This is a genomic window from Thermomonospora catenispora, assembly GCF_006363815.1.
GTDB classification, from domain to species: Bacteria; Actinomycetota; Actinomycetes; order Streptosporangiales; family Streptosporangiaceae; genus Thermomonospora; species Thermomonospora catenispora.
The window spans coordinates 1-17,966 of sequence record NZ_RRYT01000012.1 but is presented as its reverse complement, the minus strand read 5'-3'; the positions used below and the strand labels follow the sequence as shown (position 1 = coordinate 17,966).

The following is a 17,966-nucleotide window of genomic DNA, read 5'->3' as shown; positions in this document are numbered from 1 at the left end:
GACCCGGCCGATGCGGCCCGGTCCGGAGGCGCTCAGAGGCAGGGCCACCACAGGGGCTCCTGCCGCTCGATGAGCCGGATCTGTTCATTGGTGGGACGCCACAGGCCGGGGCGGCCGCGGGCGGAGACGGACCTGGACAGGGGCCGGATCCGGGCGAGTTCCCAGTGCCAGCGGCTGGCGGGAGGGACGGGAGCGCACGGCCCGTCGGCGGGGTGGCAGCCGATCAGCTCGGCGACGGCGACGAACCCGCCGAAGCGCCGTATGGCGGGTCGCGGCAGCGGGACGCCGGTGAGCTCCGGGCCTCGTCCGGCGTGGATGAGCAGGGTGCCGCGATGGCGGGTCGGGTGGTGGCGCCCCAGAACGGTGGTGCGGCCCTCGACGATATGGCCCGCCCACGGCTGGGGCACGGTGACCGCCCGCAGCGCCCGGAGTCGGGGATCGTCGGGATGAGGCACCTTGCGATCATCACTCGGCCGGCGGGCCGGCCGCCGGCGAAAAGGGAGCGACGAGGATCGGCCGGACCGTACGGCCGCCGGCGGCCGATCAACGCCCGTGCCGGGAGCGGTTCACCGCCCGGAGGCGGCGCGCACCAGCCGGAGCTGGCCGATCTCGGCGGCGTTCTTCATCAGTTCGGCGTTCACCCATCCGATCGTGTGGGCGACGGTGTGCTCGGGATCGTCCCGCCAGGGAAGGGGGCGGGGGCGTCCAGGTCGGCGTCGGTGAGCCGCTCCAGGACCGTCGGCCACTCCTCGCGCAGGCCGCGCAGCCAGTCGACGGCCGCCTCGCCCTCGCCCGGCCGGACGACGTCGGTCCGCTCGCGGGGCGTGCGTCCTTGAAGGTGGTCGAGGGTCACGCTCCACCACCAGCCGATGTGCCGGCTCAGCCAGCCGATCGTGGGGACCGGGACGGGGGCGGGCTCGCCGTCGGCCCAGTCCGCCGTCCATGTTCCGTCGGCGTTCTGCCGCACCGTCCAGCAGTGGGAGGCCGGCTCCCACAGGAAGTCCTCGAGGGTCAGTCGTTCCAGGTGGTAGTCCAACAGCGCCCAGGTCAGCTCGAACTGCCAACGCAGCAGGTCACGTCGTGATGCGTTCACCGCGCCGACTCTGGCGCACCACCGCCCCGCCGCGGAAACGATTAGTCGGCCGGTGCGCACGCCCAGGCCTGCGGGAGGCGGCTGGATCGCGGGTGATCAGCGGTGCGGCCGGTCGGCGCGCGGCGGCGCCGGGCGCGTTCGTTCCGGCGTTCTCGCGGAGAAAGAGATGAGAGCCCCCGGCCGGGTTCGAACCGGCGACCTGCCGCTTACAAGGCGGCTGCTCTGGCCAGCTGAGCTACAGGGGCTGGCTGGTGTCGAAGCCACCATACCCCCGCCGCGGGACGGCCGCTGCGGAGTTATGCGGCAGTGGCCGCTTACGTGGCGACTCTCACGTGACCGCCGGACTTTTGTTACCGGCGAGTAGGGCATCCTGGGCGGGTGAAAGCCAAGTCGTTGCTGGCCCTGACCGGGGCGGTCGGCGGAACGCTCGCCGTCGCCGGTGCGGTCTTCGCGTTGTTCGACGGGGATTCCGGGGCCGCTGATCGCGCCGGCTCCGTGGTGCCGGGGGCGACCGGGGAGGCCCGGCGGATCGCCGCGATCCTGGTGGACAGCGGGGCCACCGGATGCCGGGGGGATCGCAGCCGGGTGGAGTGCCGGTTCAGCGACCGGTACGTGGCGGCCGAGGTGGTCGACCCCCGGCTCGGCACGACCGTCGAGTCGCTGCTGCCGAGCTGGAAGACCGGGGCGGCGCAGGCGTCGACCGGCGACACCAGCCCGTTCGCCGTGCTGTACGGGAAGACCTGGCTGGTCACCGGGCCGGAGGCGTTCGTGGAGGAGGTCCAAGAGCGCCTGGACGGGCTGATCGTCTACTGCGACCGGCCTTACGGGCCCTGCTACTGACCCGCCCGCCGGCCCGCCGTCGACGGTGCGTCACCGGCCGTGACCCAGGGTCGCCGGCAAGGGAAAGGGATGCCTCAGTGTCCCTTGGCGGGCCTTGATGCGCCGACCGCCCGAGTCGGGGAGGGCGGGCGTGGCACAATGTTGGCCGCGTACAGGGAGGACGCCTCGGACCGGACGGTCCCGCCGGGCCCGTCCTCGGCCCGGTGCGGACCACGCCCGAACGAAGCCGTCCCCGCATCCGACGGCCGATGCCGCGAGGAGGTTGGTGCCGTGTCCCCCGCCGGCCGACGCCGACCAGACCCCATCGACGACCCCGGCCCTTCCGGCGCCTCCCGGCTGGCGGTCCGCATCACCGCCGGGCTGACGTTCGCCACGCTGGCGGCGGCCGCGATCGTCCCCGTGGTCGTGCTGCGCCACGGCGGACCGTCCGGGGAACGCAGCGGGTCGTGGCCTCCCGCGGCCGGCGCCCTGCACGCCGCCGCCCCCACCGACACGGTGCGCTCCCGCCAGTGGTACCTGGACGCGATGCGGGTGCCGCGGGCCTGGCGGTGGAGCAAGGGCAAGGACATCACCGTGGCGGTGCTGGACACCGGTGTCGACGGCACCCACCGGGACCTGACCGGCCAGGTGATCGACGGCCCCGACTACACCGGCGGCAACCGTCGACCCGGCGGCAGGTACTGGGGCGGGCACGGCACCGCGATGGCCGGGATCATCGCCGGGCACGGCAGCGGCCCCGGACAGTCCGCGGGGGTGATGGGCATCGCCCCCCGCGCCAAGATCCTGTCCATCCGGGTGACCTGGGAGAACGACGACCCGCTGCGGCAGACCGGGAACCTGGCGGGGCAGAGCCGGGACGCCGTCGCCAAGGGCATCCGGTACGCGGTCGACAACGGCGCCGACATCATCAACATGTCGCTGGGCGGCGGGCGCGCCTTCTACAACGGCAACGCCGTCGAGGAGGAGGCCATCCAGTACGCCCTCTCCAAGGGCGTGGTGCTGGTCGCCTCGGCGGGCAACGACGGCTCCGGCCCCAACCGCAAGAACTTCCCCGCCGCCTATCCCGGGGTCATCGCCGTCGGCGCGGTCGACAAGCGGATGCTTCCCTGGAAGGACACCAACCGCAACTCGTACGTGTCGGTGTGCGCGCCCGGCGTCGACATCATCAGCCCCGCCCCCGGGGACGCCTATGTGCTCGGCACCGGCACCAGCCCGTCCTCGGCCATCGTCGCCGGGGTCGCCGCGCTGATCCGCTCCCGGTACCCCAGGCTCACCCCCGACCAGGTGCGTCAGGCGCTGACCCGCGGCACCGTCCAGCGCAGCGGCCAGAACGGGCAGCAGCCGGACCAGTCCGACCAGACCGACCAGAACGGCCAGACCGGGACGGGCGCCCAGGTGTGCTCCCAGTCCCTGGACGCGGTGCGCGCCATGCAGGCCGCCGCCCGGATCAACAAGGCCGCCTACGGCTCGCCCGCCGCCGAGCCCACCCCGACCCCGGTCGCCACGGACGAGCCGCCCGCCGAAGAGTCCGACACCCTGCTGTGGGCGGTGGTCGCCGGCGGCAGCGCGATGGTGGTCACCGGGCTGGCGCTCGGCTGGCGGCAGCGCCGCCGCTCCCGGGACGAGGAGGACGACTTCGTCGCCGCGCCGCCCGAGCCGGTGGCCGCCGCGGCCCACGTCCGCTCCGCCGAGCCCTACGACCGCAAGGTCGCCCCGCTGGACTGGCCGGAGCGTCCCGAGCCCGACCATGCCGAGCCCGACCACGCCGAGCCGGATCGCTACGGGGCCGACGACCACGGATCCGACCACCACGGGTTCGATCACCACGGGTTCGACCGCTCCGAGTCCGACCACCACGAATTCGACCGCTACGAGTCCGACCACTACGGGTCCGACCGCTACGGGTCTGATCACCACGGCTCCGACCACCACTGGACCGACGGCCGCGAGCCGGAGCACCACGGGTCGTCGGGTCGCCACGAGCGGCCGGAGCGCTCCGAGCCGGGCCGTCACGGGACCGACCGCTCCGAGACCGGCCACTCCGGGTCCGCCGAGCCGCCGCCCGTCCCCGCCCTGCCGATCTCCGAGTCCGGCGCGTGGATGCCGCAGTCCGATCTGCATCTGCCGCCGGCGAAGGAGGCGCCCCCGGCGACGCCCAACGGCAACGGCAACGGGCACCCTCGGCTGGAGCCGGAGAACCTGCGCCCCTACGACCCGACGGGGGAGCCGCGGAGCGGGGCCCCCGTCGGCGCCCACGCCCGCCCGCAGACCGACGATCCCGCGTCCGGCTTCGGCGACGACCCGCTGTTCGGCAACCCGTTCGGCCGGGAACGGGCGGTGCCCCACGACGACGACGCCCCGCTGGACCTCGGCCGCGAGACCGCCGTGCCCCCCGAGGAGCGCGCCCCCGAGCCGCCGTTCCCCGAGCCCGGGTTCGAGCAGCCCGCCGTCCCGAGGCCGGAGACCGGGCCGCCCGTGGACGCCTCCTCGCCCACCGCCCCGTTCCGCGCGGTGAGCGACCAGGACCTGGCCTGGCCCGTCACCCGCTCCGAAGAGGAGGGGGCCGCCCCGGCCCTGCGCGACGAGGAGGACGACCTGGCCACCCGGGCGTTCCCGGCGATCGACCCGGGGACCGCTCAGGACCCCGACTGGCACGGCGGGCGGAACGAGGGCGAGGAGCAACGGCCGTGGTGGTAGTCCCGGCCGGCCCGCTACCGCACCGGGCGTAGTCGCGAAGCCTCCGCCCGGACGATGCCGCGGCCGGTGCCTTTCGCCGAGCATCGCCGTATGCGCATCGCACGGCGAGGAGGTCGATGACCATGGTGATGACGATGCTGGCCCACGGGCCGTGGGGGCAGGGGGATCCGCCGGCGTTCTGGCCGGTCTTCCCGCTCGTGTTCGGGCTGCTGTGGCTGGCCGTGCCGGCCGCGGTGGGTTATCTGCTGTGGCGGCGGGCCGCGGCGCGTCCGGACGTCGGCGGGCGGGATCCGCAGGCGGGCGCGCGCACGATCCTGGCGGAGCGGTTCGCCCGCGGCGAGATCGACGAGGACGAGTACCACCGGCGCATGTCGGCCCTGCGCGCGGACCTGTGATCCGCGCGTCCCGCGTGATCCGTACGGTCCGCGGACGCGCCGACCTGCGCGGGCCGGGCCGGCCGGCCGCGGTCACCGGCCCGGCCGCCCTCAGCGGGCGGGGGCGAGCCGCACATGGGCGCCCGGCGGCAGGTTCAGCCGCTGCGCCGCGTTCCCGGAGTTGACCGCCAGGGCCACATATCCGGCCGAGTCGGCGTAGGCGACCAGCTCGCCCGGCGGGACCTCCCCGAAGGTGCGCTCCAGCCGCACCGACATCGTCCGCTTGCCCAGCGACAGCCGCACCGGCTCGCCCGGGCGCATCCCCAGCCCCTCCAGATCGGCGGCCGGGATCGACAGCTGGACGTTGCCGAACCGGTCCACCGTCAGCACCTCTCCCTCGATCGCATCGCCCCGGATCCGCCGCATCGGCGTCGGCAGGGACACCAGGTCCTCCGGCCGCAGCGGGGAGCCCGTCTGCGCGATGTCCATCCCGTTCAGCAGGTGCGCCGCCACGGGGGTGAAGATGTCGCGCCCGTGGAAGGTGGCCGACACCGGCCGCAGCCACAGCTCCTCGTTGGTCAGCTCATAGGCGCGCACCCGGCCGTCCTCGGCGGCCTCGCGCACCGCCCAGGACAGCAGCCCGTTGTCGGGGCCCACGAACACCCGCTCCCCGGCCGCCACGGCGACGCCGCGCCGCCGGGTGCCGACCCCCGGGTCCACCACCGCCACGTGCACCCCGGGCGGGAGGTAGGGGACCGTCTGGGCCAGCATCGCCGCGCCCCGCCGCACGTCGCCCGGCGGCACCAGGTGGGTGATGTCGATGATGCGCGTGTTCGGGCTGATCCGGGCCGCCACGCCGTGACACGCCGCGACGAACCCGTCCTCCAGCCCGTAGTCGGTGAGGAACGTCAGACACTGATAAGCCGCCACGTGCCGACAGCGTACGGTGCTCGGTGATGCGGCGGAACGGCGGGAAGATGTCGGCCGGGCCCGTTAGCATGGCACCGCCGAAACCCGGACGACCGGCATCAAAGATCACAGAGGGGAACGATCCGCGCGGGCCGAGCGCGGACGCGTCCCCTCGGGAGGGCGCCATGGACGACGGTTCAGCCCTGCGACCCGACGACCCCGACGACCCCCACGGGCCCGGCCCCGCGGGCGGCGACCCCTTCCCCGACGAGTCGCTGTCGGAACGCGACCGGCGCATCCTGGCCTTCGAACGCCAGTGGTGGAAGCACGCCGGCGCCAAGGAACGGGCCATCCGCGAGGAGTTCGGCATCTCGGCGACGCGGTACTACCAGCTGCTCACCGACCTGATCGACCGGCCCGAGGCGCTGCGCCACGATCCGATGCTGGTCAAGCGGCTGCGCCGGATGCGGGCCCAGCGGCAGCGCCAGCGCGCCGCGCGTCGGTTCGGCATCCGCCCCTGAGGTGTCCGACACTGGGGGCATGACCGCACCATCGGTGAACTCCCGGACCGCCGCGGGCAACGAGGCCCTGGCCGCGTTCCGCGAGGCCCCCGGCGACGCCGTCGTCGCGCTGGACTTCGACGGGACGCTCGCGCCCATCGTCGAGGACCCGGCCCAGGCCCGCGCCCATCCCGGCGCGGCGCCCGCGCTGGCCCGGCTCGCCCCGCTGGTCGACGCGGTCGTGATCGTCACCGGCCGGCCCGCCGCCACCGCCGTCGAGTACGGCGGGTTCGCGGACGTGCCAGGCCTGGAGGTGCTGGGCCAGTACGGCCTGGAGCGCTGGGCGGACGGGAAGCTGACCGTCCCCGACCCGCCCCCCGGAGTGGCGGAGGCGCGCGCCAAGCTCCCCGCCCTGCTCCAGGCGGCGGGTGCGCCCGAAGGCGTGCACATCGAGGACAAGCACCACGCCCTGGCCGTCCACACCCGCCGCTGCGCCGAGCCCCAGGTCGCCCTGGATCGGCTGCGCAGCCTGGTCGAGGCGCTCGCCGAACGCACCGGCCTGCACGTCGAACCGGGCCGCTACGTTCTGGAGCTCCGCCCGCCCGGGGTCGACAAGGGCGTGGCCCTGCGCGACTTCCTGGCCGGACGCACCCCTTCGGCGGTGCTGTACGCGGGGGACGATCTGGGCGATCTGGCCGCCTACGCCGCCCTCGACGCCCTGCGCGCCGAGGGGACCCCCACGGTGAAGATCTGCAGCGGCTCCGACGAGGTCCCCGCCCTGGCCGAGCGGGCCGACGTGGTGGTCGACGGCCCCGCCGGGGTGGTCGCCCTCCTGGAGGAGCTGGCGGACTCCCTCTCCTGATCCCTCCCCGCCCCGTCCCCGCTCCACGGCCGGCCCCGGTCGGGATCCGCCGATCCGGCGCCCCGGGCGCGCCCGCCCGAGGGCCGCGCGGGCCCGCCGCCGGGCCTCCGCCGGATCGGGGCGGCGGACGGGACGACCATCGGACGGTGTGGGGGGGGCGATATGGGTGTCGCCGACGCGCCGGTTTTCGGGCTGGACGTATGACGGGCCCGCGATGTTACTAATGAGGCAAGACGTGACGAGCGAGGCGTGACGTCGAGCGGACCGGAGCAGGAGCGAACGATGCCGGCTGAGGCTGCGCCGCTGCGGGCGGAAGACCCCCGGACGCTGGGGGAGTGCCGTCTGATCGGTCGCCTGGCGACCGGGGAACGCCGGATCGTCTACCTGGGCCGGGACCCCTCCGGCCGGACGGTGGTGATCCACCGGATCGTCTCCGGGACGCGCGCGCCCGTCGACGAGGTGCTCGCCAAGGCCCGCGCGATCGACTCGCCCGCCGTGCCGCGGGTGCTGGGAGGCGGCGTCGAGGCCGGCGGCGCATACCTGGTGAGCGAGCACCTGCGGGCCCCGTCGCTGGCGGAGGCCGTGCGCCGGCACGGCCCCTGCACACCTCAGACGCTGCACCGCCTGGCGGTCGGTGTGATCGAAGGGCTGGCCGCCGTGCACCGGGCCGGCCTGGTCCACGGCGGCCTGCGGCCGGAGACGATCCTGCTCGGCCCGCACGGCCCCTGCATCACCGACGCCGCCGTGACCGCGCTGGCCGGGCCCGAGCCGGGCGACCGACGCCCCGCCTACAAGGCCCCCGAACACCTCTACGGCGGAGAGCCGACCGGCGCGGCGGACGTGTTCGCCTGGGCGGCCGTGATGATCTACGCCTTCTGCGGGCGGCCCCCGTTCGGCCCGGACGAGGACCCGGCCACCCTCACCCGGATCCTGCGGCACCGGCCCGATCCGGGGCCGATGCCCGGGCGGCTGCCGGAGATCGTGCTGCGCTGCCTGGTCAAGGACCCCCGGCTGCGGCCGTCCGCCGCCGACGTGGCGCGGTGGCTGAGGCGGGACGCCGCACCGCCGCCCGCGCCCTCCCCCCGCCGGACCGTCCCCGACCCGCTGCCGGTCGTCGAACCCCGGTACGCGACCCGCCCGCCGGAGAGCCCCGCGGGGACGGGCCGACGGCGCTCCGGCGGGGTCGAGGTTCGCCTCCGCGGCCGCGACGCCGCCCGCCGCCGGACCCGCGACGCCGCCCGTCGGCGCCGCGCGGCCCGCGGCCACAGCCTGCTCGCCGGGCTGGCGGCCGGGGCCGTCGCGACCGCCGCGCTGGTGGTCGCCTGGCAGAAGGCCGACTCCGTGCACCCGGCCGACCTGACGGCGGGCGGCCCCGCGGAACGGGGGATGCGGGCCGGCCCGACGGTCACGGTCACCGCCCCGGAGGGCCGCCGCTATCGGCTGTCGGCGATCGGCTGGGGCACCGGCACCACCGTGCATGCGGCCTCCCCGGCCGACGACGCCCCCCTCTACGCCGAGTACGCGCTCGGCAACCCGACCGATCGGCCGGCGCCGCTGGACCTCCACATCGCCGACGTGTTCATCAAGCGCGATCTGCTGCCGGAGGGGGACCGCGGCCGGTGCATGTGGCACGAGGGGGTGCCCGAGGACATGTGCGCGCCCCCGTCCCGGCCGCAGGTGACGGCCCGGCTCGCCGGGGGCTCGCCGGGCGGCGCGGACGACCGGTCCATGGCCCCCCGCTCCTGGTACACGGTCCGGGTGACGGTGGACGTGCCGGTGGAGCAGGACCCGCGGCCCGGCGACCTGCGGCTGTATGTGTGGAGACGGGGCTACCTGACCGCCGCCCCCGTCACCGAGGTGCCGTTCCCCCGCTGATCACGGACCGGTGATCTTGAGGGTGCGCAGGATGTCGTCGGTGACCTTGCGGTCGTCGACCTCCTTCACCCGGATCCACACCCCGAACCCGCGGTTCCGGTCGACCAGCCCCACCTCGGTGATCGACGGGGTGCCGGTGCGGCAGGCGGTGTAGCGGGTGATGGTGCCCGACAGGCTCTTGTCCGGGGTGGTGTAGTTCTCCGGCTGCCCCTTGGTGCACTGGTCGTGCCGGGAGGCCGTGGGCGGCGGCAGCTTGCCCGGGGCGATGTCGGTGGTCACCCCGATGAACACGCCCGGGGTCGTGCCGGTGATGTCCAGGAACTGCTGGAACGTGCCCGGTGTCGCCCGCAGCACCGGCCGGGCCTGCGCATCGGCCAGCCCGACCGTGGAGGGCTGCCAGGTCGTCGGCTCCGGCAGCCTCGCCCACGCCTTGGGCACCGACACCGTGATCTTGCCGGAGGGGTCGCTGACCGCGGTGAAGTCGGCCGGCAGGGTGGGTGTGGCGGTCTTGTCCGGCTTGCCGCCGCCGCCGAGCCTCCCCAGCGCCAGTCCGACGATCAGCGCGACCACCAGGAGCCCGGCGCCGATCGCCGGAGCGACCCAGCGCCCGCGCTTGGCGCCCGGCCCGCTCGGCGGCTGCGATCCCGGACCGCCGGGGGCGCCGGGGACGTGGGGGGCGCCGGGCGGAGGCCCGGGGAAGGGCGTTCCGGGGCCCGCCGGGCCCTGGGGGGCGCCCTGCGGGCCGGGGGGCTGCTGCCCGGGAGCGGCGAGCCGGTTCGGGGCGAACGCGATCGTGCGCTCTCCGTCCGGCTCCTTCGGCCCCGCCGCGTGCGGGGGCGCCGTCGGGGGGTCGATCACCGTCTGCTCGCTCATCCGGCCGCCCATCTCCTCGCTCGCCGCGGGAGGCGGCCCCTGCCCCGTGGGCAGCGGCATCTGCGTGGTGCGCAGCTCGTCGGGCTCTCCGCGCGGCTCCTCCCGCGGCCCCGGCGACACCTCCTGCGGGGGCAGCGGACCTTGTGCGCCCTGCGGGGCCTGCGCTCCCTGCGGGGCCTGCGCCTGATCGGCCCGCCGCCTGGCGGGGTGGACGTCCGGCGTGGTGGGCGGCGCGGGTTCGACCGGCCCGCCGGGCTCGGGACCGCCGGTGGACGGGGCGTTCGCCGGCGGTCCGCCGTGTCGCGCCGGCGCGCTCGGGGCGCCGGATCCCGCATCGTGCCCCGCGCCGGGCTCCGGACCGGATCCCGCACCCGGCTCCGGGGAGCCGGAGGCGACGGCGGCCCGCAGCGACGCCAGCGCCTCCGCGAACGCCTCCGCCGTCGGATACCGACGTTCCCGATCGACTTCCATGGCGCGCAGGATCACCTGATCGAACTCCGGGGTGAGTTCCGCGCGCAGTTCGCTGGGCTTCTTCTTCACCGGAGGCGGACCCGGCGCCTTGCCCGTCACCATGTGATAGGTCAGCGCGCCCAGCCCGTACACGTCCGCCCGCACGTCCAGACCGCCGCCGAACCGCGCCTGCTCCGGCGACATGTATCCGGGCGTCCCCACCGGCAGGGTGAACGCCCCGGAGGCGTGCGCGATGGCCTTGGCCAGCCCCAGATCCGCGATCAGCAGCCGTTCTCCGCCGTCGGGAGCGGACTGGAACAGCACGTTGGAGGGCTTGAGGTCGCGGTGGATCACCCCGAGCTGGTTGATGACCTGCACGCCCCGGGCGATCTCCTCGGCCAGCGCCAACGCGGTCGGCACCTCCAGCGGCCGCTCGCGCATCCGGTCGGCCAGCGTGCCCCGGTCGGCGTACGACATGACGAAATAAGGCCGTCCGTCCGGCAGCTCCCCGATGTCGTGCACCCGCACCAGCCGCTCGGAGTCCGCCCGCCGCAAGATCCGTGCCTCTTCCAGGAACCGGTTGCGAACGTCGAGGTCATCCAGCAGGCTTCCGGACAGCACCTTGATCGCGACTGGGGCATCCAACGCATCGTCGTACCCCAGCCACACCGAGGCGAACGCCCCGGAGCCCAGGACGCGTTCGATTCGGTAACGGCCGACTGAAGACGGTATGGACACCCACGTATCATGCCCAAGAAATAGGGGCTGCGGGGAAACCCGACCGGAGGGCGTGATGGCGAGCCGGACGACACCGGGGGTCGGACGCCCCGACCGGTATGGAGGCGAAGGCGGCCATGGCGTTTGACGAACGGACCGAGGAACTGGCCGTCAAGGCGGCCCAGGGCGATCAGGAGGCGCTCAACGAGCTGCTGCGCCGCATCGAACCGGACGTGCTGCGGCACACCGCCCGCTTCCTGCCGTGCCGCCAGGACGCCGAGGAGGCCTGCCAGGACGCGCTGCTGCAGGTGGCGCGCAACATCCACCGGTTCGAGGGGCGTTCGCGGTTCAGCACCTGGCTGCACGTGGTGGTGGCCAACTCGGCCCGTTCCACCTACCGCTCGCTCAAGCGCCGCAGCCTGGAGCAGGCCGGGGAGCTGCCGCAGCAGCGGCCCGACCCGCGCCGCACCAGCGTGATCGCCGGATCCCGGGTGGACATCCTGGACGCCATGGAGGACCTGGAGGCCCGCAAGCCCGACCTGATCCAGGCGCTGGTGCTGCGGGACATCTCCCAGCTGGAGTACTCCGAGATCGCCGAGCATCTGGGGCTGCCGCTGGGCACCGTCAAGTCCCGCATCCACGAGGCCCGCAAGCAGGTCCGCCAGACGCTGGGGGAGTCCTACGGCTGACCGGCCGGCGCATCCGGCCGGCGTCCGGCCCGCGCGGGTCATGGAGCCGGCAAGGGCCGACCCGCGGTTCGTCAAGAGTCGTTAATGCCCGGGCCATCGGGCCGGTGGGACGGCGGCGCCGCTTCCGGGCCGTCCTCCAGCATGAGCCCCATGGCATCTCAACCCGACCGGCCCATCTTCATCATCGGCTGCCCCCGCTCGGGCACGACGCTGTTGCAGCTGATGCTGCACTCCCATCAGCGGATCGCCATTCCCACCGAGACGCGGTTCCTGCTCCAGGCCTACAACTCCCGGCGCTCGTTCGGGGATCTGCGGGACCCGGCCAACCGCCGGGCGCTGGCGGAATGGATCACGGGCCGCAAGGAGACCAAGTTCGGCGACCTGGGGCTGGACCCCCGCGAGGTCGTGGAGGAGATCGTGGCCGGCCCGCCGACCATGGGCTCGGCGCTGGGCATCGTGTTCCGCGCCTACGCCCGCAAGTACGGCAAGCCCCGCTGGGGCGACAAGCGGCCGAGCTACTTCAAGCACGTCGACGTGCTGCGCCGGCTGTGGCCGGACGCCCAGTTCGTGCACCTGATCCGCGACGGCCGGGACTGCGTGGCCTCCCTGAAGGAGATGCCGTGGTACACGGGCAGCGTCTACCACGCGATCAGCGCATGGCGCGAGGCGATCGACTACGGCCGCAAACACGCCCGCACGCTCGGCCCCGACTCCTACTACGAGCTGCAGTACGAACGGCTCGTCGCCGACCCCGCCGCCGAGCTGGCCGAGTTGTGCCGGTTCCTCGGCGAGGAGTTCGACCCGCAGATGACCGAGCCGCAGGAGATCGCCCGACTGACCGTTCCGCCCAAGAAGACGTGGCACGAGCGCACCCAGGACGCCGTCACCACCGAGAGGGTGCGGTCCTGGGAGCACCGGCTGGAGCCGTGGGAGATCGCGCTCGCCGAGACGGTGCTGGGGTCGCGGCTGCGGGCCTACGGCTATGAGCTGAGCGGCGAGGGCGGCCGCCCGTCGCCGGGGCACCTGGCCCGCTACGCCCGGGTCGCCCTGCGCCGCCGGAACATCCGCTGCAAACGCCTCATCCGCGACCGGATCATCCGGTACCGCGAGCCCGGCCCGGTGGCCTGCCTGCTCGGCCAGCCCGAGTACGACGTCGCGGCCTCGGCCTGAGGACGGCCTCAGACCGAGGCCGCGGGCCGCCCGGCCTCACTCCGCGCGCTCCAGGGCGGCGAGCTGGTCGGCGAACCACTGCCGCGGCGGCAGCGCCGTCGCCGCGGCGGCCAGCCGGCGGCAGCGCTCGGCCCGCTCGTCGGGCGGCATCAGCAGCGCCCGGTGCAGCGTCTCCGCGGTCTGCGACACGTCGTAGGGGTTGACCAGTAGCGCGTGCTCGCCCAGGTCGGCGGCGGCGCCGGCCTCCCGGGACAGCACCAGCGCGCATCCCCGCCGCGACAGCACCGGGCCCTCCTTGGCGACCAGGTTCATCCCGTCGCGGATCGGGTTGACCAGCAGCACGTCGGCCATCCCGTAGGCGGCCAGGGTGCGCGCATAGTCGTCCTTGACCTGCAGGATCAGCGGGTTCCAGTCGGGCGTGCCGAACTCCCGGCGGATCTGCGCCGCCGTCTCCTCCACCGCCCGGGTGTAGGCCCGGTACTCGGGCAGGTCCTGCCGGGAGGGGTAGGCGAACGCCAGATGCACCACCCGGCCGTGCCATTCGGGATGGTTGGCCAGCATCTCCCGGTAGGCGGCCAGGCCCCGCACGATGTTCTTGGACGGCTCGGTGCGGTCGATCCGCACGATGAGCTGCCGGTCGCCCACCTGCTCGCGCAGCGCCCGGGCGCGTTCGGCCACGTCGGGCTGCGCGGCGCGGGCGGTCAGCTCCTCGGCGTCCACGCCGAGCCCGTGCACGCCGATCCGGGTGGTGCGGCCCTTGTGGCGGACGGTGCCGGCGGCCCGGTCCACCTTGGCCTGCAACAGCGCCTCGCAGCAGTCCAGGAACGCCTCCGCCCAGCGCCGGGTCAGGAACCCGGCGTGGTCGGCGCCCAGGATGCCCTCCAGCACCTGCACGCCCAGGTCGTCGGGCAGCAGCCGGTAGTACTCCGGCGGGGCCCAGGGGGTGTGCGAGAAATGCGCGATCGTGATGTCGGGGCGGCGCTCGCGCAGCATCCGCGGCGCCAGCGACAGGTGGTAGTCCTGGATCGCCGCCCGCGCCCCCGGCTCGGCGTCCCTGGCCAGCGCATCGGCGAACGCGGCGTTGTAGGCCTCGTACGACTGCCAGTCCCGGCGCGACCGGGCGTCGAAGTGCGGCGCGTTCGGGGTGTCGTACAGCAGATGGTGCACGAACCACAGCGTGGAGTTGGCCACCCCGTTGTAGGCCCGCCGGAACGTCGAGGCCGGGATGTCCAGCATCCGCACGCGGGCCCCTCCGGTGTCGTATCCGGCCTTGTCCAGCCGCCCGTCGGGGGCCTGCCGCGCGGCCAGGCGGTCGGTGTCCGACAGCGCCGCGCACACCCAGATCGGCCTGCCCGCGCCGTTCCCCGCGGCGACTCCGGCGAGGCCGGAGACCAGCCCGCCGCCTCCGCGGCGCATCGTCAGCGTGCCGTCCTCGGCTTGTGCGAACGACACCGGGCCTCGGTTCGAGGCGACGAGCACCTGACGGTCGGCGGCCCCATGCGCGGAGTCACTCATGCTCGGCAGTGTGACACGGGGCGGTCACCGGGCGGTGCGACGGGTCCCGCCTTACCGCCGGGCCGCGGGCGAGGGAGGGGGAGAGGCGCATCGGCCGTGCACAGACGGGGTGCGCGCCGGTGGCGGCGGCGCCGCGGAGCGCCGGTGCGCCGCGGTGTCAACCCCCGGCCGGGACCGATGTCGGCCACGGCGGGACGGCGCCGGGACCGGACGGCGCCGGGGCGGGATCGGGCGGAGACGACCGGCGGCCGGAGGCGGCGTCGCCGGCCGCGGGCGCGTCCGTCCGCCCCCGGATCGATGCCCGGCGGGTTTGATCATGCTTACCGCGTCTCAGAACGCGAGACGGCACATCTGCGATGCGGTCAAATCGGGTAAAGTCCCCCACAAGTCCGCTGCTTGGGGTGATCCGATAACGCGTTGATACCCTGGCCGGTACGGCGTGCGCCCGTCCGGCGGGCGGCATGCACAACTTCATAACGCTCATCCAGAGGGGTGGAGGGACCGGCCCTGTGAAACCCCGGCAACCCGTCCCGGTGCTGACGCTCGCAACCCGCGAGGCCGGCTGGGACAGGGTGCCAACTCCGGCCCGTGACCAGGGTGGCGCGGGACAGATGAGGAGAAAGGCCTCGCTGCATGGCACTTGATGCTGCCGATCTTGGACCTGCCACGTCCCTGTCCTGTCGCGAATGCGGCGAATCTTATGAATTGGGCCCCCGGTACGCCTGTGAGCAGTGCTTCGGCCCCCTCGAAATCGCCTACGACTTCACGGGGGTGACCCGCGCCTCGATCGAGGCCGGGCCGCGCAACATCTGGCGTTACCGCGGGTTGCTGCCCGTCCCGTCGAACGTCCAGGACACCCCCAACACCGAACCCGGCTTCACCCGGCTGGTCCGCGCCGACCACCTCGCCGAAGCGCTGGGCATGCAGCGGCTGTGGGTCAAGGACGACAGCGGCAATCCCACCCACTCCTTCAAGGACCGGGTGGTGGCGGTCGCCCTGGCCGCCGCCCGCGAACTGGGCTTCAAGGTGCTGGCCTGCCCGTCCACCGGGAACCTGGCCAACGCGGTGGCCGCCGCCGCGGCCCGCGCCGGGATCCGCAGCGCGGTGTTCGTGCCCGCCGACCTGGAGCAGCAGAAGATCATCACCACCGCGGTGTACGGCGGCACGTTCGTCACCGTCCGCGGCAACTACGACGACGTCAACCGGCTCGCCTCGGAGATCGCCGGCGAGCAGGAGGACTGGGCGTTCGTGAACGTCAACGTCCGGCCCTACTACGCCGAGGGCTCCAAGACCCTCGGATACGAGATCGCCGAGCAGCTCGGCTGGCGGCTGCCCGACCAGATCGTCGTCCCGGTGGCCTCCGGCTCCCAGCTCACCAAGATCGACAAGGCCTTCCAGGAGCTGATCAAGCTCGGGCTGGTCGAGGACAAGCCTTACAAGGTGTTCGGCGCCCAGGCCACCGGCTGCTCCCCGGTCGCCGCCGCCTTCAAGAACGGACACGACGTGGTCCGCCCGGTCAAGCCCGACACCATCGCCAAGTCCCTGGCGATCGGCAACCCCGCCGACGGGCCGTACGTGCTCGACGTGGTCCGCCGCACCGGCGGCGCGGTGGAGGACGTCACCGACGCCGAGGTGGTCGAGGGCATCCGGCTGCTCGCCGGCACCGAGGGGATCTTCGCCGAGACCGCCGGCGGCGTCACCGTGGGCTGCCTGCGCAAGCTGGTCTCCTCCGGCGCACTGGACCCGGAGGCGGAGACCGTCATCATCAACTCCGGTGACGGCCTGAAGACCCTCGACGCGGTCGCCCCGGTCGCCACCCCCTCCGCCGAGATCGACCCCACGCTGGAGGACTTCCGCGCCTCCGGCCTGGCCTGAGTCCGACCCGACACTGAAGGTGGGGAGCACATTGAGCACGGTTTCGGTACGGATCCCGACGATCCTGCGCACATACACCGGCGGCGAGTCGGAGGTCAAGGCCGAGGGCGCCACCCTCCGCGAGGTCATCACCGACCTCGACGCCAACTACAACGGCATCGCCGCCCGCATCCTCGACGACTCGGGCAAGATCCGCCGCTTCGTCAACGTCTACGTCGGCGAGGAGGACGTCCGGTTCGCCGACGGCCTGGACACCCCCACGCCCGCCGGCACCCAGATCTCCATCATCCCGGCCGTCGCGGGCGGCTGACCGGCCCGTCCGGGGGACCGCCCCCGGGCCTTCGCAGCGCACCGGGCGCCCCTGCCCGCAGGGGCGCCCGGTGGCGTTTCAGTCCGAGTTGGCCACCACAGCACGCCGGGCCCGTCCGGAGTGCTCACCGGTGTCCACGCCTCGTCGATGTCCCGCACCCGGGTCTCGTCCAGCCGCAACGGATGCGGGTCTCGTCGAAGCCGTCACGGTGCCGGTACGTGACGTCGGCGAGCGCCTCCCGCAGCTCTTCCGACTCGGCGTCGGACCACCTGTGGCCGCGGGCGCCGGCGCCCTTGTGCCGGCCTGTGAACACCTCCCGCAACCAGCCGAGAACGCCTCCGCCGAACACCGGGACGAAAAACCCCCTCGACCCTGCCCTGCCGACATGCGCTACCGCCGTACTGCTGGTGATAGACGACCCCGGTCGGAGCCTCCACCACCACGTACAGCCACCCCTCGGCCCCGGCCATGCCGTCCGGATCGATGAAGACATGCCGTTTCACCCGGCCGGTCTCGCATCGGCGGTCATGCCCGTCCGCCGACCGCGGCCGCGGGCGTTCGCCGGCCGGAGAGGCCGCCTGACGGACCAGATCACCGCCGCCGCCCGGCCCACTGGACGGAAGAGGGTCGGCAAGGCCGGCCGGATGCGGCGCTGACGCCCGGGACTGCGAGCCGCCGGGCCGGGACCGCAGAGGCCGCCGGCGGGTGCGGGCTCCGCGGCGGGGCGACGGAGGGGGCCGGCCGGCGCTGGCCGGCCACGGGACGGCGTGGACGGCGTGGGCGCGGATGCATGAGCGTGCGCCCACGACGGTTCGGCACACCGCTCCACGGGCCCTCGTCGGTCCTTCCCCTCCGTGGTCACGGCCGGTGACCGACGGCAGCGGACAGCGCCGCGCGGCGGTGTCCGCAAACCGCGCCGATGATGGCGTTCTCGCAGGTGAGAGCGTGTATTGGCAGGTGGGGGAAGCCCTTGGCGAGCAACGGGTGGGGCGCTTGCACTCGACAGGGTAGAGTGCTAAAAAACGGTTGGCACTCTCCTGTGGAGAGTGACAATCCCACACTCTGGGGTCGGGGCGATGAGGCCTCACTCCGGCGGCGGAAGGGTTGTCGTCGGGTAGGTCGTCCGTCGCGGGCGTCGGCTCGATCCGTGATAGCCACCTCGTTCCGGGAGGACTGGAGCCTATGGCTGCAAAGATGATCGCGTTCGACGAGGAGGC

General features: G+C 74.1%; 17 protein-coding genes, 1 tRNA gene and 1 riboswitch. Of the genes, 10 read left to right on the top strand and 8 right to left on the bottom strand.

All coding sequences use genetic code 11. The features are described 5' to 3' along the window. Window positions 1-32: 32 nt before the first annotated feature. The 3 genes from EIO00_RS11510 to EIO00_RS11500 all read right to left on the bottom strand — a co-directional run bounded on the left by EIO00_RS11510 (window position 33) and on the right by EIO00_RS11500 (window position 1,338). The gene (locus EIO00_RS11510) at window positions 33-455 is read right to left on the bottom strand and encodes an ASCH domain-containing protein (RefSeq protein WP_140178014.1); all 423 of its coding nucleotides are present in this window, start codon (window positions 453-455) and stop codon (window positions 33-35) included. 182 nt (window positions 456-637) lie between these two features. Next, window positions 638-1,093: a DinB family protein gene (locus EIO00_RS11505; protein ID WP_422100040.1), complete on the bottom strand. Its 456-nt coding sequence runs from the start codon at window positions 1,091-1,093 to the stop codon at window positions 638-640. A 171-nt stretch (window positions 1,094-1,264) separates the two neighbouring features. Further along, window positions 1,265-1,338: transfer RNA gene (locus EIO00_RS11500), tRNA-Thr, on the bottom strand. Window positions 1,339-1,471: 133 nt separating this feature from the next. Here EIO00_RS11500 and EIO00_RS11495 point away from each other — a divergent pair. The 3 genes from EIO00_RS11495 to EIO00_RS11485 all read left to right on the top strand — a co-directional run bounded on the left by EIO00_RS11495 (window position 1,472) and on the right by EIO00_RS11485 (window position 5,025). Beyond that, the gene (locus tag EIO00_RS11495; RefSeq protein WP_140178012.1) at window positions 1,472-1,933 is read left to right on the top strand and encodes a hypothetical protein; all 462 of its coding nucleotides are present in this window, start codon (window positions 1,472-1,474) and stop codon (window positions 1,931-1,933) included. A 270-nt stretch (window positions 1,934-2,203) separates the two neighbouring features. Further along, window positions 2,204-4,630, top strand: coding sequence for a S8 family serine peptidase (locus EIO00_RS11490; RefSeq protein ID WP_140178010.1), 2,427 nt, complete (start codon window positions 2,204-2,206; stop codon window positions 4,628-4,630). Between the two features lie 116 nt (window positions 4,631-4,746). Then, entirely contained in the window at window positions 4,747-5,025 is a 279-nt protein-coding gene (locus EIO00_RS11485; RefSeq protein WP_206664114.1) for an SHOCT domain-containing protein, read from the top strand. Window positions 5,026-5,115: 90 nt separating this feature from the next. Here EIO00_RS11485 and EIO00_RS11480 read toward each other — a convergent pair whose 3' ends face one another. Next, a complete protein-coding gene (locus EIO00_RS11480; RefSeq protein ID WP_140178008.1) occupies window positions 5,116-5,934 on the bottom strand; it encodes an SAM hydrolase/SAM-dependent halogenase family protein in 819 nt (272 codons plus the stop codon). A gap of 164 nt (window positions 5,935-6,098) precedes the next feature. On the opposite strand from EIO00_RS11480, the gene EIO00_RS11475 reads away from it, so the two are divergent. From EIO00_RS11475 to EIO00_RS11465, 3 genes are all read left to right on the top strand, one after another. Continuing rightward, the gene (locus tag EIO00_RS11475) at window positions 6,099-6,434 is read left to right on the top strand and encodes a DUF3263 domain-containing protein (RefSeq protein WP_140178006.1); all 336 of its coding nucleotides are present in this window, start codon (window positions 6,099-6,101) and stop codon (window positions 6,432-6,434) included. A gap of 19 nt (window positions 6,435-6,453) precedes the next feature. Then, window positions 6,454-7,275, top strand: a complete 822-nt coding sequence (gene otsB / locus EIO00_RS11470; protein WP_140178004.1) for a trehalose-phosphatase — start codon at window positions 6,454-6,456, stop codon at window positions 7,273-7,275. A gap of 282 nt (window positions 7,276-7,557) precedes the next feature. After that, complete coding sequence (locus EIO00_RS11465) at window positions 7,558-9,150, top strand: serine/threonine-protein kinase (RefSeq protein WP_140178002.1); 1,593 nt, start codon at window positions 7,558-7,560, stop codon at window positions 9,148-9,150. Here EIO00_RS11465 and EIO00_RS25625 read toward each other — a convergent pair whose 3' ends face one another. Then, window positions 9,151-11,211, bottom strand: coding sequence for a serine/threonine-protein kinase (locus EIO00_RS25625; protein WP_140178000.1), 2,061 nt, complete (start codon window positions 11,209-11,211; stop codon window positions 9,151-9,153). A gap of 116 nt (window positions 11,212-11,327) precedes the next feature. On the opposite strand from EIO00_RS25625, the gene EIO00_RS11455 reads away from it, so the two are divergent. Together EIO00_RS11455 and EIO00_RS11450 are read left to right on the top strand one after the other, a co-directional pair. Beyond that, complete coding sequence (locus EIO00_RS11455; RefSeq protein WP_140177998.1) at window positions 11,328-11,879, top strand: RNA polymerase sigma factor; 552 nt, start codon at window positions 11,328-11,330, stop codon at window positions 11,877-11,879. A gap of 150 nt (window positions 11,880-12,029) precedes the next feature. Then, the gene (locus EIO00_RS11450; protein WP_241661285.1) at window positions 12,030-13,049 is read left to right on the top strand and encodes a sulfotransferase family protein; all 1,020 of its coding nucleotides are present in this window, start codon (window positions 12,030-12,032) and stop codon (window positions 13,047-13,049) included. Window positions 13,050-13,085: 36 nt separating this feature from the next. Here the strand turns inward: EIO00_RS11450 and EIO00_RS11445 are convergent, their stop codons facing one another. After that, window positions 13,086-14,564: an alpha,alpha-trehalose-phosphate synthase (UDP-forming) gene (locus EIO00_RS11445; RefSeq protein WP_140177994.1), complete on the bottom strand. Its 1,479-nt coding sequence runs from the start codon at window positions 14,562-14,564 to the stop codon at window positions 13,086-13,088. A gap of 477 nt (window positions 14,565-15,041) precedes the next feature. After that, window positions 15,042-15,182, top strand: a riboswitch (SAM riboswitch). A 15-nt stretch (window positions 15,183-15,197) separates the two neighbouring features. On the opposite strand from EIO00_RS11445, the gene thrC reads away from it, so the two are divergent. Together thrC and EIO00_RS11435 are read left to right on the top strand one after the other, a co-directional pair. Continuing rightward, entirely contained in the window at window positions 15,198-16,439 is a 1,242-nt protein-coding gene (gene thrC / locus EIO00_RS11440; RefSeq protein WP_140177993.1) for a threonine synthase, read from the top strand. A 31-nt stretch (window positions 16,440-16,470) separates the two neighbouring features. Next, window positions 16,471-16,749 carry a MoaD/ThiS family protein gene (locus tag EIO00_RS11435; protein ID WP_140177991.1) on the top strand — a complete coding sequence of 93 codons (279 nt, stop codon included), beginning with the start codon at window positions 16,471-16,473 and terminating at the stop codon, window positions 16,747-16,749. On the opposite strand, the gene EIO00_RS25920 is transcribed toward EIO00_RS11435, so the two are convergent. Together EIO00_RS25920 and EIO00_RS25915 are read right to left on the bottom strand one after the other, a co-directional pair. Then, window positions 16,650-16,928, bottom strand: coding sequence for a DUF6210 family protein (locus EIO00_RS25920; protein WP_422100039.1), 279 nt, complete (start codon window positions 16,926-16,928; stop codon window positions 16,650-16,652). The two genes, EIO00_RS11435 and EIO00_RS25920, sit on opposite strands and share 100 nt — an antisense overlap. A 24-nt stretch (window positions 16,929-16,952) precedes the next feature. Further along, entirely contained in the window at window positions 16,953-17,219 is a 267-nt protein-coding gene (locus EIO00_RS25915) for a DUF6210 family protein (protein ID WP_422100041.1), read from the bottom strand. Window positions 17,220-17,966 lie beyond the last annotated feature (747 nt).

What these genes read in the sequence shown, in the direction of transcription:
- EIO00_RS25915 (WP_422100041.1), bottom strand. Translation starts at nt 17,219, where the DNA reads ATGGCCGGGGCCGAGGGGTGGCTGTACGTGGTGGTGGAGGCTCCGACC.
- EIO00_RS11485 (WP_206664114.1), top strand. Translation starts at nt 4,747, where the DNA reads ATGACCATGGTGATGACGATGCTGGCCCACGGGCCGTGGGGGCAGGGG.
- otsB (WP_140178004.1), top strand. Translation starts at nt 6,454, where the DNA reads ATGACCGCACCATCGGTGAACTCCCGGACCGCCGCGGGCAACGAGGCC.
- EIO00_RS11475 (WP_140178006.1), top strand. Translation starts at nt 6,099, where the DNA reads ATGGACGACGGTTCAGCCCTGCGACCCGACGACCCCGACGACCCCCAC.
- EIO00_RS11450 (WP_241661285.1), top strand. Translation starts at nt 12,030, where the DNA reads ATGGCATCTCAACCCGACCGGCCCATCTTCATCATCGGCTGCCCCCGC.
- EIO00_RS11455 (WP_140177998.1), top strand. Translation starts at nt 11,328, where the DNA reads ATGGCGTTTGACGAACGGACCGAGGAACTGGCCGTCAAGGCGGCCCAG.
- thrC (WP_140177993.1), top strand. Translation starts at nt 15,198, where the DNA reads ATGGCACTTGATGCTGCCGATCTTGGACCTGCCACGTCCCTGTCCTGT.
- EIO00_RS11445 (WP_140177994.1), bottom strand. Translation starts at nt 14,564, where the DNA reads ATGAGTGACTCCGCGCATGGGGCCGCCGACCGTCAGGTGCTCGTCGCC.
- EIO00_RS11465 (WP_140178002.1), top strand. Translation starts at nt 7,558, where the DNA reads ATGCCGGCTGAGGCTGCGCCGCTGCGGGCGGAAGACCCCCGGACGCTG.